This window comes from Streptococcus sp. 2018110 (assembly GCF_019754115.1).
Classification (GTDB): domain Bacteria; phylum Bacillota; class Bacilli; order Lactobacillales; family Streptococcaceae; genus Streptococcus; species Streptococcus hashimotonensis.
This window is the reverse complement of sequence record NZ_JAIJZO010000012.1, coordinates 37,936-54,883: the sequence shown is the minus strand read 5'-3', so window position 1 is coordinate 54,883 and position 16,948 is coordinate 37,936. Positions and strand designations below refer to the sequence as shown.

General features: G+C 42.2%; 14 protein-coding genes. All 14 read right to left on the bottom strand.

Annotated features, from left to right (window positions below; all coding sequences use genetic code 11):
* Positions 1-14: 14 nt before the first annotated feature.
* Complete coding sequence (locus K5Q34_RS11840) at positions 15-308, bottom strand: hypothetical protein (RefSeq protein ID WP_238140151.1); 294 nt, start codon at positions 306-308, stop codon at positions 15-17.
* Positions 296-556 (bottom strand): hypothetical protein, encoded by a 261-nt coding sequence (locus K5Q34_RS11835; protein WP_238140152.1) that lies wholly within the window; start codon positions 554-556, stop codon positions 296-298. The genes K5Q34_RS11840 and K5Q34_RS11835 overlap by 13 nt, the downstream gene beginning before the upstream one ends.
* A 12-nt stretch (positions 557-568) precedes the next feature.
* Entirely contained in the window at positions 569-1,519 is a 951-nt protein-coding gene (locus tag K5Q34_RS08000) for a VOC family protein (RefSeq protein ID WP_205028124.1), read from the bottom strand.
* A gap of 131 nt (positions 1,520-1,650) precedes the next feature.
* On the bottom strand, positions 1,651-2,358 hold the full coding sequence (locus tag K5Q34_RS07995; RefSeq protein ID WP_205028126.1) for an MIP/aquaporin family protein: 708 nt from the start codon (positions 2,356-2,358) through the stop codon (positions 1,651-1,653).
* A 13-nt stretch (positions 2,359-2,371) separates the two neighbouring features.
* Complete coding sequence (gene glpO / locus K5Q34_RS07990) at positions 2,372-4,201, bottom strand: type 1 glycerol-3-phosphate oxidase (RefSeq protein ID WP_221864816.1); 1,830 nt, start codon at positions 4,199-4,201, stop codon at positions 2,372-2,374.
* A 75-nt stretch (positions 4,202-4,276) separates the two neighbouring features.
* Entirely contained in the window at positions 4,277-5,791 is a 1,515-nt protein-coding gene (gene glpK, locus K5Q34_RS07985; protein WP_014638061.1) for a glycerol kinase GlpK, read from the bottom strand.
* A gap of 228 nt (positions 5,792-6,019) precedes the next feature.
* Positions 6,020-7,477 (bottom strand): helix-turn-helix domain-containing protein, encoded by a 1,458-nt coding sequence (locus K5Q34_RS07980; protein WP_221864815.1) that lies wholly within the window; start codon positions 7,475-7,477, stop codon positions 6,020-6,022.
* Complete coding sequence (locus tag K5Q34_RS07975) at positions 7,467-8,819, bottom strand: FAD-dependent oxidoreductase (RefSeq protein ID WP_208546516.1); 1,353 nt, start codon at positions 8,817-8,819, stop codon at positions 7,467-7,469. The genes K5Q34_RS07980 and K5Q34_RS07975 overlap by 11 nt, the downstream gene beginning before the upstream one ends.
* Positions 8,820-9,218: 399 nt before the next feature.
* Positions 9,219-10,154, bottom strand: coding sequence for a 4-hydroxy-tetrahydrodipicolinate synthase (dapA, locus tag K5Q34_RS07970; protein ID WP_044759666.1), 936 nt, complete (start codon positions 10,152-10,154; stop codon positions 9,219-9,221).
* A gap of 72 nt (positions 10,155-10,226) precedes the next feature.
* A complete protein-coding gene (locus K5Q34_RS07965; protein ID WP_221864814.1) occupies positions 10,227-11,303 on the bottom strand; it encodes an aspartate-semialdehyde dehydrogenase in 1,077 nt (358 codons plus the stop codon).
* A 168-nt stretch (positions 11,304-11,471) separates the two neighbouring features.
* Positions 11,472-12,566, bottom strand: a complete 1,095-nt coding sequence (locus tag K5Q34_RS07960; protein WP_024384405.1) for a glycerol dehydrogenase — start codon at positions 12,564-12,566, stop codon at positions 11,472-11,474.
* 118 nt (positions 12,567-12,684) lie between these two features.
* Entirely contained in the window at positions 12,685-13,641 is a 957-nt protein-coding gene (locus tag K5Q34_RS07955) for a glycerol dehydrogenase (RefSeq protein WP_221864813.1), read from the bottom strand.
* Positions 13,642-13,672: 31 nt separating this feature from the next.
* Entirely contained in the window at positions 13,673-14,341 is a 669-nt protein-coding gene (locus tag K5Q34_RS07950) for a fructose-6-phosphate aldolase (RefSeq protein ID WP_024382948.1), read from the bottom strand.
* Positions 14,342-14,355: 14 nt separating this feature from the next.
* Positions 14,356-16,800, bottom strand: a complete 2,445-nt coding sequence (locus K5Q34_RS07945; protein ID WP_024407593.1) for a glycyl radical protein — start codon at positions 16,798-16,800, stop codon at positions 14,356-14,358.
* Between the last annotated feature and the right edge of the window lie 148 nt (positions 16,801-16,948).

Genomic DNA, 16,948 nt, shown 5'->3' with positions numbered 1-16,948 from the left:
TTGAACACATTGGTTCAGGCCTTTTTGTCTGTTCTTTCTTGGTACCAATTTCTCACATAGGTCAATTCATCCTGGCTTAAAAAATGCCCTTTGTCAAAACGAGCTAGGATGGCTCTGGGAAAGGCTGACGCTTGCCAATCATCTACAAGATTTTCAAGAGTGACTGGGTCGACATATGGGTCATTTTGCCCCAGTGTAAACAAAATCTCTGCTCTGCTATTTTCCCTAGGAAACGCATAATCTAAAGCCGAAGGGTGGAGCAAGATATAATTGTCCGCCAGATTTGGCTGTTTGGTTAACAAGCCCATGATGAAGTTGGCACCATTTGAAAAGCCGACAAGCGCAGTTCAACATCGACAAGATCCAGCTGACCATCAATCAGCGGAGCAAAAAAACGCCTGTCCCTACCCTGGCCCCAACTTCCATCCAAGGAAAGCGCGGAGGCTTCTAGGTCCAGCTGTTGCCGAAGAAAGAGCATAGCTTCCTTGTTGACACCTGTGCCGTGGAAAAAGACCAAGAGACGGGGACTGGTCCCTTTGATAAAGCAATAATCCATACTTCATTTCTCCTAATAACGCTGGGAGAGATTTTTTTCGATTTCTTGTCTGTCCTCTTCAAAAAAACTTGGCAAGAACAGTTCAACTTTATCCAGTAGCTTATCTTGTCTTGGCATGGTAGCCTCTCTTTCGCCAGCCATGGTCGCAACCTCAAACATGAGATAATTTGGCGCTCGGAAGTACAAGGAATGCATGAAATCTCGATTGATAATACCAGAATGTGGACGATTGATGAGATTTAAGCGACTAATCAGGTCTTCCAAGTCGGACTCATCTAAGACACCAAACGCGATATGATGAATAGACCCAACTCCCATCACGCTGATTGGCGACTCTTGGTCAAGAATCAAATAAAGTCGATGTTGGAAGGTGTTGTCAAAGAGTAGCGAAATCACCATCTTATCTTCAAAGACAAATCGGCTTTCCTCGACAAATCCAAAGGTTTCTGTCAGCAAATCTAACAATGCCTTTTCTTCACGAATTCGCATGTGAAGACTGGCAATACCAAGAATGGCGTATTCCGACGGAATTTCATCTGTTTCATACGGAAACATTTCTCCAATTGAGTCATGATAGGTCAAACCAAGTAACTGACCATCCTCATCTTGGAAATTCAAGATATGTCCATTTCCAAAGGCCTGAATTCCTTCGTTTTCCACTTCAAACTCTGTCAATCTTTTCTGCCAAAATTCCAAGGCAGCAAAATCTTTAACCAGAAAAACAGTTCGTTCCAAACGATTACTGCCAGATCGATGACTAGGATGACTGGGCATATCAAAAATGGTAAATTCCGTTCCATAGCGGCCCTCATCATCACCGAAAAAGAGATGATACATGCTTGAATCTTCTTGATTGACAGTCTTCAAAGTCAATTTTAAGCCGAGAATATGATGATAAAAATGATAGGCTTGGTGAATATTTCCTACCAAGCTTGAAATGTGATGAATACCTGTATTGTTCATAAGATGACCTCACTGATTATGATAGACTTATTTTATCACTAATTATTGATACAAAATAATCTTTTGCTCACGATTAACAGCCAAGTAATAAAAAACTTCCCTAACCATTGCTGATTAGAGAAGGATATTTCTTAAAAAATGAGACCATAAAGGAGAGCCGCAAGCAAGCCTCCGATGATTGGACCAACTACTGGTACCCAAGCATAACTCCAATCCGAATCTCCCTTGTGCTTCAATGGAAGGATGGCATGCATGATCCGAGGACCAAGGTCACGCGCAGGATTTAGGGCATATCCTGTTGGACCACCAAGAGAAACTCCGAGGGAAACAATCAAACCGCCGACGATTAAAGTGCCAAGACCTGTTGGAAAATCATACTGACCGAAAGCCAGTAATCCCAAGACCAAAACAAAGGTTCCGATTGCTTCGCTAGTTGTATTCGAAACAAGGTTGCGGATGGCAGGACCAGTAGAAAAAGTTGCCAATACAGCACCAGTGTCTTCTGTTGCATCGTAGTGATCTTTGTACATGAGGTAGACCAAGATACTTCCGATAAAGGCTCCGAGGAATTGGGCAAGAATGTAAGGGACTACAGAAGCCCATGGGAGATTTCCTGCAAAGGCCATTGCAGTTGATACCGCTGGGTTGAGGTGGGCAGGTCCCAATAAACCACTCACAAAAGCTGCCATGGCTACTGCTAGACCCCAACCAATTGTGATTACAATCCAACCAGCATCCTTGGCCTTACTCTTATCTAGTACTACCCCTGCTACCACACCATTACCTAGTAAGACTAGTAAGGCGGTTCCCAATACTTCACCGATTAATTCATTTGTCATTATGCACCTCTTATTATTTATCTTTCAAATACGCCAAATCATTCTTAACAAGCGTATCAGCCAACAATTGTTCCTGTTGTGCAACTTCTTCTTCTGACCAAGCATAGTAAGCTGCCATTTCTTTCAAAATGTCTGGTGCTACCGCATCCAACTGCTCACGCATAAAGAGCATGTAGTTGGTACGACGGAGAAGATAGTCAACTGCAGTCAAGGTCATCTCTTCCTTCATAGCATAGTGAAGGGAAAGCAAGTCACGCTTGTTCAAGTCAGAGACGGCTTCTACTTTATGGTTCAATGCAAAAACTTTTGGAGCATTTGAGCCGTACAAGTTTGCCAAGTAAAGCGCATCATCATAGACAAGACCTTTCTTCACACCTAGTTGAGCAAGATGTTCGATTTCTTCTACAACGTTTGCCGGGTTCAATTCACCACCTGATACTGGATAGGTCTTAGAATTGATGAGTTTGAAGCTGCGACCATGTTCTTCTTTGAGGATATCTGCAACCTTTTCCATTGCTCCTTCAGCCATCTTACGGAAGTCCGTAATTTTACCACCTGCAAGAGTCAGCAACCCATTTTCATCACGATCAAGGGCAGAGCCACGTGATACTGCTGAAGGATCCAAGTGTTTCTCAGAAACACTACCTTCCAAATGTGTTAAATCGTGTTCCACATCGTCACGAGTCTTTTCATTTTTCAGATAGCCTTTGACGGTTTCAATCAAGCTATTAAAACTGTCATCGCTGAGTTTGCCGTTGTTTCCACCGTTGTAGTCAGAAGCACCATTTCCAGACAAGAGGGGACGAAGACCTGCCCAACCGCTCTCAATGTCATCCAAGGTCAAGTTTGCTTCTGGGAAGCGATTGTTGACAATATCAAGCAGGTAGTCAACATCTTCTTGAGTTACCATTGGATTGGCCAAATCGCCAGTGTAGTCTGTATCTGTCGTACCAAAATAGGTTTTATTTTCACGTGGAAGGACAAAGACCATGCGACCATCTGCGTGACCTGTATCAAAATAAGTCGGCTGTGGCACAGACAAGCGAGAACTATCAACAACTAGGTGCACACCCTTGGTTGGACGCATTTGAAGGACACCTGAACCTTCGCCACCGAGGTTGCGTACTTCGTCACTCCAAGGGCCTGTTGTATTGATGACCAAACGCGCACGAATTTCAAAGGTGCTATCTGTCAGTAAGTCACGAGCGACGATACCGACAACTTTTCCAGCCTCATCTTTGATGAATTTCTCAGCTTTGACGCGGCTGGCAATCAAGGCACCGTCTTTAGCTGCACGCTTAATATTTTCAATTACCAAGCGAGCATCATTGTTACGGAAGTCGAGGTAAACACCGCCACCAATCAAACCTTCTTGCTTCAAGTTTGGTTCGCGTTCAAGTACTTCTTCTTTGGTCAAGACCTTATTGGCCATATCGGTATTGTTGACGCCAGCCAAGAGGTCATAGAGGTCCATAGCCACTTTCAAACGGAAGAGACTAAAGGTTGAACCTGGCTCGTCATAGACTGGAAGCAACATTGGATCTGGTTTTGGAATATGTGGGGCAATATTTTGTACTACTGCGCGTTCAGATACGGTATCGGATACCACTTCCACATCAAATTGTTTGAGGTAGCGAAGACCACCGTGGACCAATTTGGTTGAGCGACTTGAAGTGCCTTCTGCAAAGTCTTGCATTTCAATCAAGGCTGTTTCCATACCGCTTGCTGCTGCCTGCAAAGCCACACCAGCACCCGTAATACCACCCCCGATAATCAAGAGGTCAAGTTGACGATCCTGCATTCGCTCAATAGCTAAGCGTCTTGTTTCTTTTGAAAATTCCATACGATTCACTTCCTAACATTCTAATAGAATTGTCTAGCTAGAAGAAAGAATCCTTTCCCCTAGCTAACAAGTCCTTTATTGCTCTTCATCCACTTCTGCAAATAGTTGAGTTGCTGCGACAGCTTTTTTCCATCCCTTGTAAAGTTGTTCTTTACGAGCTTCGTTCATGGTTGGTTGGAAGGATTGACCGACAGCGTTGAGTTCTTTCAATTCATCCAAATCTTTCCAGAAACCAACTGCTAAACCTGCTAAGAATGCTGCTCCAAGAGCTGTAGTTTCAAGGTTTTGAGCGCGTGCGATTTCAATACCCAAAATATCTGCTTGGAATTGCATGAGGAGGCTATTCATGGCTGCACCACCGTCAACCTTCAAGACAGAAATATCAATACCTGTATCCAATTGCATGGTATCAATGACATCACGAACCTGGTAGGCAATGGATTGAAGAGTTGCTTTGACGAAGTCTTCTTTTGTTGTACCACGAGTGAGACCAAAGACTGAACCACGCGCATCTGAGTTCCAATACGGAGCTCCAAGTCCTGTAAAGGCTGGAACAACATAGACTTCATCATTGCTGGTAGACTTACGAGCAAGCTCTTCTGACTCAGGTGATGTAGTCACCATTCGCATGCTGTCACGGAGCCATTGAACCGCCGAACCAGCGATAAAGATAGATCCTTCAAGCGCATAATAGACTTTGCCGCCGATACCATAGCCAATTGTTGTGAGAAGGTTGTTCTGTGACAACTGCATCTCTTCACCTGTATTCATCACGATGAAAGAACCAGTTCCGTAAGTATTTTTCACCATACCTGGCTCAAATGCCAATTGTCCAAATAGAGCTGCCTGTTGGTCACCTGCCATACCTGAGATTGGCACTTCTGCGCCATAGAAATGGAATGGAGCTGTTGTACCGTAAACTTCAGAGTTTGAACGAACTTCCGGCAACATGGCTTTTGGAATGTTGAGCAAACTTAGAATTTCATCATCCCATTTCAACTCTTCAATGTTGTAGAGCATGGTACGAGCTGCGTTTGAATAATCCGTCACATGGCATTTCCCATCGGTCAATTTCCATACCAACCAAGTATCAATGGTTCCAAACAGAATCTCACCTTTTTCAGCACGTTCCTGCGCTCCAGGAACTTGATCCAAAATCCAACGAACTTTGGTTGCTGAGAAGTAGGCGTCGACTACAAGTCCAGTCTTTTTATGAATCATATCTGCGTGACCATCTGCCTTCAGCTGGTCAGCAATATGAGCTGTTTGACGAGATTGCCAGACAACGGCATTGTAAATTGGAAGACCTGTTTCCTTATCCCAGACAACGGTTGTTTCACGCTGGTTGGTAATACCAATTCCTTCAATCTGATCAGGACGAACACCGCTTTCGATAAAGGACCCTGCAATCACAGACTGAACAGAATTCCAAATTTCATTGGCGTTGTGTTCAACCCAACCTGGTTTAGGGAAAATTTGCGTAAACTCTTTTTGGTAACTGCCAACTTTTTCACCTTTTTTATTGAAGATAATGGCACGTGAACTTGTAGTTCCTTGGTCAATGGCCATGATGTATTTTTCAGTAGACATAGGTCTCCCTCCTGTTTGTTTATCTTTTTTGAAAACGCTTCCGCTTTCTTGGTAATTCTATTCTAACCCATTCTTGTGAATTTTTCCTATCATTTTTTTCAAAAAAATAAAAAAATCTGATAAGCAGTGGCTAGAAAGATGATTCTATCAACTGTTATCAGAGTTTATAAAATAAATTTTTCAAGGTTAAATGCACTTACATTTTTCACAAAGACTATCTGACATTGTCTAGCGATGCTCGATAGGAAAAGAAGTTTTGGTCGCCATAATCTCTGATTGACAGGACTTTTGATGGTATATATCCTGTATCCATGCTTTTAATTGTACAATGTCTTGGATTTTCAATCGATTTCCTAGGCAATAAACTGGAAGGCTTGTATTTTCGAGGTAATCTGTAATGATCAAATCATAGTCATACCCTGCTTGATAGGGCTCAATAAGAACCTGACGATTGCCTTCTAACTTCTCCCTTAGTTGCAACAAGAGAGGATAGGATAGAACCTCATGTAGGGAAGAAGCAAAAGCAACCTTGACCTGTATAGGCTGGACCTGACCAAAATAAATATACAAATCCGAAATATTTGTCAGATAAGAGTTCCTTATTTCTTTATCGACTCTTCTATGAAAAACTGATTTATAGACGTCTTTTAGCAAGTCTTCTGCTTCTGGATAAAAACTAGAAGCTTCTACTTCTTCCAGTTCAACGGAAGAATAAAAGAAGTATAGCTGGCTCATAATTTGGTTCAAATGATAGAGCGCTTCTTCTGAGACTGGTAAATTTTCCTCAAAATATAACCGTAATTTCTGAAGAGCCAAAGAGGTAGCTTCCATAATCGGCCCACCGAAACCAAGAACCTGCTCTAATTGATGCGGCGCTAAAATGAAATGACTAAACAGGAAAGCAAACAACGCCATAATCTCCCCTTCTTGAAAAGAGGTGGATTGTTGCTGACTTAGTGTAAAATACATCTTTCTCAAACGTCGGTAAAACTTATGTTCTTGATAGGGTTCCATCAATTTGTAAAGGGGCTTAAAATCTAGCTGTCGCAATCGAGAGCGTTGCTGTGAAATCATTAACCACAATAAAAGACGATGGGCTTGCTTGGGATTGAGCGGCGATTGATAGAAGCGTTCGAAAACCGGCAATAAGGCCTCTATTTTCCCAAGCACAAACTCTTCTTGTAATTCCGCTCCCCTAGTAGTCAAACTCAACATTTGATGTAAAAAGTACCGTATTTGAAGCTCACTACCTTTTAGACGACCGCTTTTGATCCCAATACCAAATTCTGCCAATATCTGGTTCAAAGAAGCAAGATGGCGATTCAGAGTCGCTTCACTTATCAGCAATTCTTGAGCCAGCTGTTGAATAGAGACCTCTTCCTTATCAGATAAATACACAATAATTTGATATTTGGTACTGGTTTGACAGAGATAGGCTAGGATACGATGAAGACTCAAACTGGCCTTTTTCTTCAAAAAGACCCTTTCATCTTCGAGTTGAAAAGAGAGTCCCAAGTCGGCTGCTTCTTCATTGAAAGATACAATATAGCGAAGAAGAGTTGATTTTGACAATTCTAAATAGTAACAAATATCCTTTAGTGGTGGTGCCTCTTTCCTATCTTCTAAGTAGAGGAGAAGCTGATAAATGGCGCGCTCACGCTTTTCCAATAAGGAATCAATCCGCATAGACACCCTCCTCATCAACCTGATAAAATTGCCGAATATACTCTTGAGCGGCCTCTACGATGAAGGGGACCAGAGGAGTATTTCCAGGAAGACAGAGCCAAGAATGTTCTACCAAGTCAAAGACGGTCAAATCCTTTGCAATCGCAAGAGACAGTACATCCATCTGCTCAATATAATCTGCAGTAGAAACGAGTTGTCCCCCTATGATGCGTCCACTCGTTTCTTCGACAATTAGTTTGAAATCTACTAAAGTTGGTTCCCACTGGCTATATGGCCTTCTAATCCGAATTGATTTACTCTCCAACCATAAGCTCGCCTCGCTCTCGGTCAAGCCAAGGCTAGTTATATAATAACCAAATACATGACTAGAAACAATCCGCTGGACTCTCTTAATAGGTGCAATCCTCTTTTGCAAATTTCGAGCAGCCATCCTCCCTGTCATAATCGCATGATGAATCATCGGAAGATATGCCTGTCCAAAATAATCTACTGGGAGACTAACCAAATCACCTACAGCAAAAATATTCTCTTGGCTTGTTTCAAGAAACTCATCCACCCATACAGTCCCTTCTGCAGTCACTTTTAGCCTATCTTTCACTAGCTGAATATTGGGCGTCAAATTGGTGGATGGTAAGACTAAATCAGCTTGATAGTTACCTGTGACTGTATGACAAACCAGCTGTTCTTCCTGAGTATCAATCGTTATCTGATTGACTGTTTCGGATAAATGAAGTTGGATTCCTCTTTTTTCTATCTCTTGACGAATCGGCGCAATCATATCCTCATCAACGTACTTTGCAAGGAGTGAATCTTGCGCTTCAAACACATGCAAATTCAAATCCAACTGGCTAAGTGCATCCAAGCTTTCCAAACCAATCTGTCCTGCCCCAATCACTGCAACTGTTTTTGCATCTGTCAATTTCTCTAGACTAGCTTGTGCTTGAGATAGCGTTTTTGAACGAATTAGATAGTCTTGAAGTTCTTCCGTTCCCCATTCCCATGTTTGACTCGCTCCCATAGCCAATATTAGTCGGTCATAAATAATATCACCTATATCTTGATGATGCCGTATCTTTACCTTTCGTATTTCGGGATAAACTGCGAGACATTCTGTTTCAAAAAGACAAGAAATAGCTGCATGCTGCACCTCACTGAACAAAGAAATCTTCGCTTCTTCCCAACCAGAAATTTTTCCTGCCACTTTCCAATTCAAGGTATTTGGAAAGTAAGCCACATCTTTTTCTCTATCAATTAGTGTTATCTGAGCATTTTGATACAATTTTCGACATTCCAAAGCTGCGCTTAAACCAGCAAAGGAGGCGCCTATAATAACAATATTCATACTTAATCCTTTTATCGTTTTTAGTTATTATATCAAGAATGCCAAAAAATTGAAAAGGCTTGCAACTGAAAAGCACACCAGATAACTGATGTGCTTGTGTAGATTTACATAAAACGACGAAGATGACAAGAAGCTCCACTTGGTTAATCGTTTTCCAAATTCCTCACTCTTTATGCTCTAACTCACGTAAAAATACTTCGCTTTTTTATTTTCAAGCTCAGGTACGAATAGACCACCGGTCTACTCGTATCCCCCGAACAAGCCTCGCTTTCATATTTTCAGGCTCGGGTTAAAACAGTCTATCCGTAGACTGTCCTCGCTTTCGGGTTTTTGAGCTCGGGTCTTCTGTGGTCACTTTCGTATTTCTTGGTGACCTGCTGAAACAGTTCCCTGACTGTTTTAATAATCTGGTCGTACGACTCCTGTCACTGTGGCTTTGGTTGCTTCGTAGTCGCCGTCAACGACTACTTTGATAATGCGTTTGGCATCTTCTTCTGGGCATGGAACCAACGGCAAGCGGAGTGGACCAACTTCAAATCCAAGATAGTTGAGAACTGCCTTAACTGGTGCAGGACTTGGGTAGGAGAAGAGGGCATTGACTTTCGGAATGAACCTGCGTTGAATAGCTGCTGCTGTTCGAATATCTTGTTGTTCGATGGCTGTAAACATTTCATACATCTCATCACCATTCGTGTGAGATGCAACAGAAATCACACCATCTGCTCCCAAGTTCATTGCATGGAAAGCATCGCCATCCTCACCTGTATAAATCAAGAAGTCGTCAGGTCTATGCTCAATTAGGTAAGCCATGTTGGCAAGGCTTGTACACTCTTTAACACCGATGATGTTTGGATGCTCAGCCAAACGTAACATGGTTTCTGGCGTCATTTCAACCACGACACGACCTGGGATATTGTAGATAATGATTGGCAAATCAGAGGCATCCGCAATAGCCTTGAAGTGCTGATACATTCCCTCTTGAGAGGGTTTGTTGTAATATGGCACAATGGCAAGACCTGCCGCAAAGCCACCGAATGCCGCCACTTCTTTGGCAAACTCAATCGAGTCGCGCGTATCGTTTGTACCGATACCTGCAATCAAGGGAACACGACCGTTGACAATTTTTTGCACAGCACCAAATAGTTCCAGTTCTTCCTCGTGTGTCAGGGTTGGACTTTCGGCAGTTGTTCCTGCTAATAAAATCCCTTCTGTGTGATGAGACAACAGATGCTCAATCAATTCGGGTAAAACTTCAAAATTAATCGAGCCATCTTCTTTGAAAGGGGTAATCATTGCTGTAATAATTTTTACATCACGTAAATCTTGAATAGACATAGGCTTCCTCTCTTACTGATTGTTGCTAAAAAAGGCTGAGTGCAGCCTTTTGTGTACTTTGGATTAATGAAATTATTTCAATTCAAATTTCAAGTCTGCCGTTGGACGAACTAGACCACGCTCATGAAGGGTTTCAGCGATTTGAACAGAGTTCCATGCAGCACCTTTGAGCAAGTTGTCAGAAACAACCCACATGTGAATACCGTTTTCCTTATCCAAATCTTTACGGATACGACCAACAAAGGTATCACGGCTACCAACAGCATTAATCGCTTGCGGATATACTTGGTTTGCCACATCATCTTCCAAAACAGCTCCTGGGAAGGATGCAATAGCTGCCTTCACTTCATCAATCGGTGCAATTTCCTTAGTTTCGATGTAAACAGACTCAGAGTGAGCTGACAAGACTGGAATACGGACGCAGGTTGCAGAAACAGCAATACTGTCATCTTCCATGATTTTCTTAGTCTCTTTTGTCATCTTCATCTCTTCATAAGTGTAGTCATTGTCTGTGAAGAGGTCGATTTGCGGAATCGCATTGAAACCGATTGGGTAGTGCTTCTTATCGCCTCCAGAAGGGAGAATGTTCGCTTCTACCGCTTTTGGTTCCACGCCATCATTCAAGACTGCACGCAATTGAGCTTGCGTTTCCAAGATAGCTCCCATACCAGCTCCAGAGACTGCCTGATAAGTAGATACGATGATCCGCTCCAAGCCCCATTTCTGACGAACAGGCTCCAAGGCAACCATCATTTGAATGGTTGAGCAGTTTGGACATGCAATGATACCATTGTGGGCATCCAGTGCGTGAGCATTTACCTCAGGAACAACCAGAGGAACATCTGGATTTTGACGGAAGTAAGAGGTATTGTCAACTACTACAGCTCCTGCTTTTACAGCGTAAGGAGCATACTTGGCAGATGTAGAGCCACCAGCTGAGAAGAGGGCAATATCCACTCCTTCAAAGGCTGTTTCTGTTGTTTCTTCAATGACAATATCCTGTCCCTTAAACTGCAAGGTCTTGCCTGCTGAACGGGCAGAAGCAAGGAAACGTACTTTCTCGATTGGAAGTGTTGACTCTTCCAACATTTTAATCATTTGGGCACCGACTGCACCAGTGGCACCAACAACAGCTACTACATAGGCCATAGAAATCTCCTTTAAGTCAATTCTTCAAAATTTTCTAAATATTTTATATTTAACAATTATATCATAATTTTTTCAAATGAAAAGCCCTGAGAAAGAATTTCCCAAGGCAATTACTTCGAACCTCTATTCACAAGTTTAGATGGACATGCTCAACTGTTAATGCTCTTCTTATTTATCTAATGAGCGAACATAGTAGTCAACAGCCATCAGAGCTTCTGCTACATCTTCTGCTGAAATAGCAAATGGCATACCGTGAATTGTTTCTCCTTCAATCGTCGCTTGTTGGCCGACTTTCAATAGATCTTCATAACTAGCATCAGCCAAATGTAACTCCTCCAAAGTTGTTGGAAGATTCAAGGCTTGATAGAAACGGATGTATTTTTCCAATTCTTCTTTCGGACGGTTTTCCAAGAAGAGCTGGGTCAAGGTCCCATAAGCCACTTTTTCACCATGTGTCAAATGGTGAATGTCTCCCTCCAAGGCGGTAAATCCATTGTGTATCGCATGCGCCGCAGCCAAACCTGCACTTTCAAAGCCTAAACCACTTAGCAAGGTATTTGCTTCAACAATATTTTCTAAAGCAGCTGTCACAACCTTGGCTTCACAGCTGGCCATGGCTTGAAGTCCGTATTCAAAGAGTGTTTGTTCACAGGCTTGTGCAATAGCGATACCAGCAAGCGTCTGACCTCCTCCTGCCATTGTTGTTCCATTGCTTTGTAAAATAGCACGCGCTTCTACCCATGTCGCCAAGCCATCCGCAATACCAGAAGCCAAAAGACGTGGCGGTGCTTGACAAATAATCGCTGTATCTACCAAGACAAGATCTGGATTTTTCTTATAGAAAATATAGCGTTCAAACGCCCCTTCTTCAGAATAAATGACAGATAAAGCAGATGTCGGAGCATCTGTTGAAGCAATAGTTGGAGCAATGACGACTGGCACTCCTAGTAAATCAGCAATCGCCTTGGCTGAGTCAATCGTCTTGCCACCACCTAGACCGATTACGACGTCACTAGCCTGTTCTTTTCCGATTTCTACAACGCGCTGGATTTCCTTGTCAGATGCTTCTCCATTAAAGGCAACACGATGGACTTGCATCCCTTCTTCAACGAGATAGGACAAAAACTTCTCACCGACAATCCCATATACTAAATCATCACAAAGAATCAAAGGCTTTGTTCCCAATTTTCCGATAGCTTCTGCACCTTGGAAAAGAACATGTTTACCTTGAATATAGCGAGATGGACTTGCAAATACTTTCATAAGAATTCCTCCTTTAAATAATAGATAGTGTTATATTGAGTAATAAACGAAGTTAGCATTGCCGAAAGCAAGAGGACGAGCTCATAATTTTAATATTGCCATTGTACAGCGATGCCTACTAGCAACGTGTCGAGCAATCTTCTCCCATCTCTAGTGCAATTTCCTTGAAAACTGCCTCCAGCGACGATAGATTGCTAGAGTTGGCAGACAAAAGCAACTGTTGACACCACTTCAGCCTGGCTTGAAATTCTTCTGATTCCTGAGTCAAATAGATCAAAAGTAAATAGAGGACAAGATTTCGTTTCAATGGCTCATCCACTAAATCCTCTCTTCTTTCGCTGAGCTTTGATTCTATTTGTTGAATCACGTCCCAAGCATCACTAGGTAGGTCTAATGTTACACAAGTAGAAAGAACTTCTAAGACATCTTGTACTTCTTTTGATAATATCCGGGCTTCAAAATCCTCTATAGCTTGAAGGCTATTATTAAATAAAACGCTTTCAAAACCTCTGATAAGAATATCATCTACCAAACTGAATAGATGATTTCTTTTTACTTCTTTTATGGCTGCTAGATAAAGAAGAGTATTGACCACTCCATTCATCAACTCCGTGGTAGGTTGTGTCAATAATTGGTCCCTATCCGCGATAATTAGCTGGATGGACTCATTAAACAATGGTCGCTCTCTTTTCATATTTTCCACCGATAGCCGAGGCAGAGTGGTAAACGGTGAAGTCGGTATAAGAACGGCTGGCAAGTCTAGTAAATCCGCAACAGACTTTGTACAAGCTGCCACAGAACTATTACCAATGCCAATAATATGGTCTGCACAATGTCGGAAACCAACTTCCCCACATTCTTCAACCAAGTTCTGGTCCCACTCCTCTATATAGGCTATTTTAACAATGAGTCCGTGACAAGTTAAGACTTTCACAAAGTTTTCTACAGTCGTATTATACTCCTGTTTTGCACATAAAACAAGGGGGCGATGACCTATTTTCAAAATGTCAATCGCACAAGTGTCTAAAAGATGATTTCCTTGGATAGTGCGTGAAAGACCTGAGAATTGTTTCATAGTGCCCCCTTATTTTTTAATATAGAACTGTTTAGATAGTATATCTTCCATGAATGGCAGACCAATCATCTGCAAAATCATTTACCGCCTTTTCAATGGATGGCATAGAAAAGGCTGCTTCAAATATATCTGCACCTGCCGTAATAGCCTGCGCCCCATTTGCAAATGCTTGGTTCACTTGATCCACATTTTTGAATGACGCCGCTAAAATTTTACTTTCCGAACACTCCCTGTCAATTGCTTCTGATAACTGAGCGATGACCGCATTCGAATCAATATTCAGATTGGCCATACGATTGTAGTACGGCGCCAAGTAATCTGCACCCGCTTCAATAGCTAACAAGCCCTGAAAAACGGTATAAATCGCTGTTGCTGTAATCTGATAGCCTTGCGCTTTCAATGTTTTCATAGCAGCCAAACCAGCAGGCGTTACCGGAACCTTAATATAGACATTTTCCGGTGCCAATTCACGAATTTTTTTAGCGTCTGCCAAAATCCCTTCATAATCCTTTGCCACAACTTGCACATGTAGTGAAGCATTTGGACCGATGATGTCACGGATAAGGTGCAAACGTTCAAAAAAGTCAATGTCACCTTCTTTCTTCGCAATCGTTGGGTTTGAGGTCACCCCCGCAAGGGGTAAAACCTCAGCCCATTTCCGTATTTCCTCTATATTTAAGGTGTCCAGCATGAATTCCATAATAATAACCTCTTTTACAATGTATGTTCTGTACGACCAATGATGTCGTCTTGTGTTGCTCTCGACAATACATTGAAGAATGCTGAATAACCTGCTACACGGACAATCAAATCACGGTGTTTTTCAGGATGTAGTTGTGCATCAATCAAGGTTTCTCGAGAGACAACATTGTACTGAATATGATAGCCATGCAAGCGGTTAAAGAATGTCCGCAAGAGGGCAATTAATTTTTGTTTGTCTTCTTCTTTGGCAAGTGTTTGTGGATTGACCTTCTGATTGAGCAGAACGCCTCCAACAATTTCATGCGTTGGTAATTTGGCAACTGATTTCAAAACGGATGTCGGTCCATTTTTATCCATATTATGTGATGGAGAACAACCTTCTGCCAACGGTGTACCTGCATTTCGACCATCTGGAGTTGCCAAGGTACCACGCCCTTGTCCAACGTTTGCTGAAATGGATGATGTACCTGAATAACGGATACCACCAATCGGACCACGACCAAAGCGAGTATTTGGATATTTGGCAATCTCATCGATATAAATATCATACGCTGCTGTTACCAATTGGTCTGCATAATCATCATCGTTACCATATTTTGGTGCATCTTCAATCAACATTTCCTGGATTTCTTTACCACGCTCCCCAGCATAGTCTGTTTCCAAGGCATGCCACAATTCTTCTGGAGTCAATCGTCCTTCTTCAAAGACTAATTTTTTGATTGCTGCTAGAGAATCAGATAAATTGGCAATGCCAACCTGCAGACCAGAAATGTAATCGTAAATCGCTCCGCCTTCTTTCAGGTGCTTGCCACGACCGATACAGTCATCTGTCAGAGCCGAGCAGAGAATGTCTGGTACTTCTCTTTCTAAAGCAATGTCAATTGCATTTTCAACGATAACACTCATCCGTGTTAGATGACGAAGTGTCTTTTCCCATGCCGTTTCAAGCTCTTCAAAGGATTTCATATCTTTGAAGTGACCAAAGGCTGGTGCAAACCGTTTGCCTGATGCAGGATCGATACCATCATTCATGGTAATCAATAAAACTTTCGGGAAGTTCATATAGCTCATACCTGTACAACGGTAGCCCCATTTACCAGGAACAGCCGTTTCTACACAGCCAATCGCACTGTAGTCATAGGCATCTTCTTCCAAGACACCTTTCTCGATAAAGGATGGAATGATAATTTCATCGTTGTTGAAGGCAGGCATACCAAAACCAAGTTTCATGACTTCAATACATTCATTCATGAAGCGAGCATCTAGGCCTGCATGATAGCGAACAGTCAAGTTTGGCTGTGGCAGGTGTGTTTGGGCAACAGATTTCAATACTAGGTAAGAAAGTGGATTGACAGCATCCTTCTTATCACGTGTTTGTCCACCAATGGTTACATTTTGGTATAGTGGACTACCAGCAGATGAGAAGGTATGTGATTGACTACGAACCTTGTTGATAGTAATGGTCTTAATCCACAAGTTAGTCAAGCGTTCGACGATGCTGTCTTCCGTTTCACGTCCTGCTTCTAAATCAGCTTTCACATACGGATACATGTATTGGTCGAAACGTCCATAGGATAGAGAATGTCCATTCGACTCGATTTGCAAGATACACTGGATAAACCAGACAGATTGCACTGCCTCTGCAAATGTTTCAGCAGGTTCATACGGCACCTTCGCACAAATCCGTGCAATCTCCAGTAGTTCTTGACGGCGTTGAGCGGTTGGAGCTTTCTCTGCCAATTCGGTAGCCAAGGCGACAAAACGATCGGCGTATGCTTTCACCGCATCAATGATGATAAAGATTGAGTCATAGAAATGATATTTATCAATACTTGCAGGATCCGTCAAATCGAGATTAGCCTTTGCTTCACGAACTCGCTCCTCAAAACCACGCAAACCTTGTTCCAATACCTTTTGGTAATTGACAGCCAAGTGGGCATCGCCAGAGTTCATCTTACCTTCCATACCAAAGAAGCCAGTTTCCATATAAACTTGAACTTCTTCTGGAAGCAAGACACCTGCACGTGAACGAAGATTATTCTTTTCCCAGAATGGAGCGATGCTGCGCAACTGCTCCTTGGTTTCCTCGGTAATATAGAAGACATCCCCATCCCGTTTTTCGAATAAATCCAATTCATTCAATACAAACTCTAAGGTATATTCTGGGAAGATGGGAGCATCTTTATTTGAAGAAGCTTGGTTACCTGCAATCAGACTTTCTTCCTCAATATAAAGCGTCATGTTCTCCAATATTTCCTTGAGCATATAGGCCCTTTTTAATACATTGGGCTTTTCTCTATGTTCTTGATAGGCTTTTGTTGCTAAAACAGCCCGTTCCGCATCAATATAGGGCTTCTTATCAAGGACATCTTCTCTGTATTTGTTCATCCGATCTGTCAGACTTCCAAAATACTCAGTTTTAATGCTAGTGCCAGCTACTTCAGTCACTGTTTTCATAGTTATACCCTTTCTTTCGAAACTTAATTTTGTTTCGTTTGTAAATCAAGTATATCCTGTAATAGGGGTTATTGTCAATTGATGCTAGTGAGAGCTAAGATTTCCGAAGCTAGCTGCACATTTGTGCAACTCTTTTGTCTGACATCAT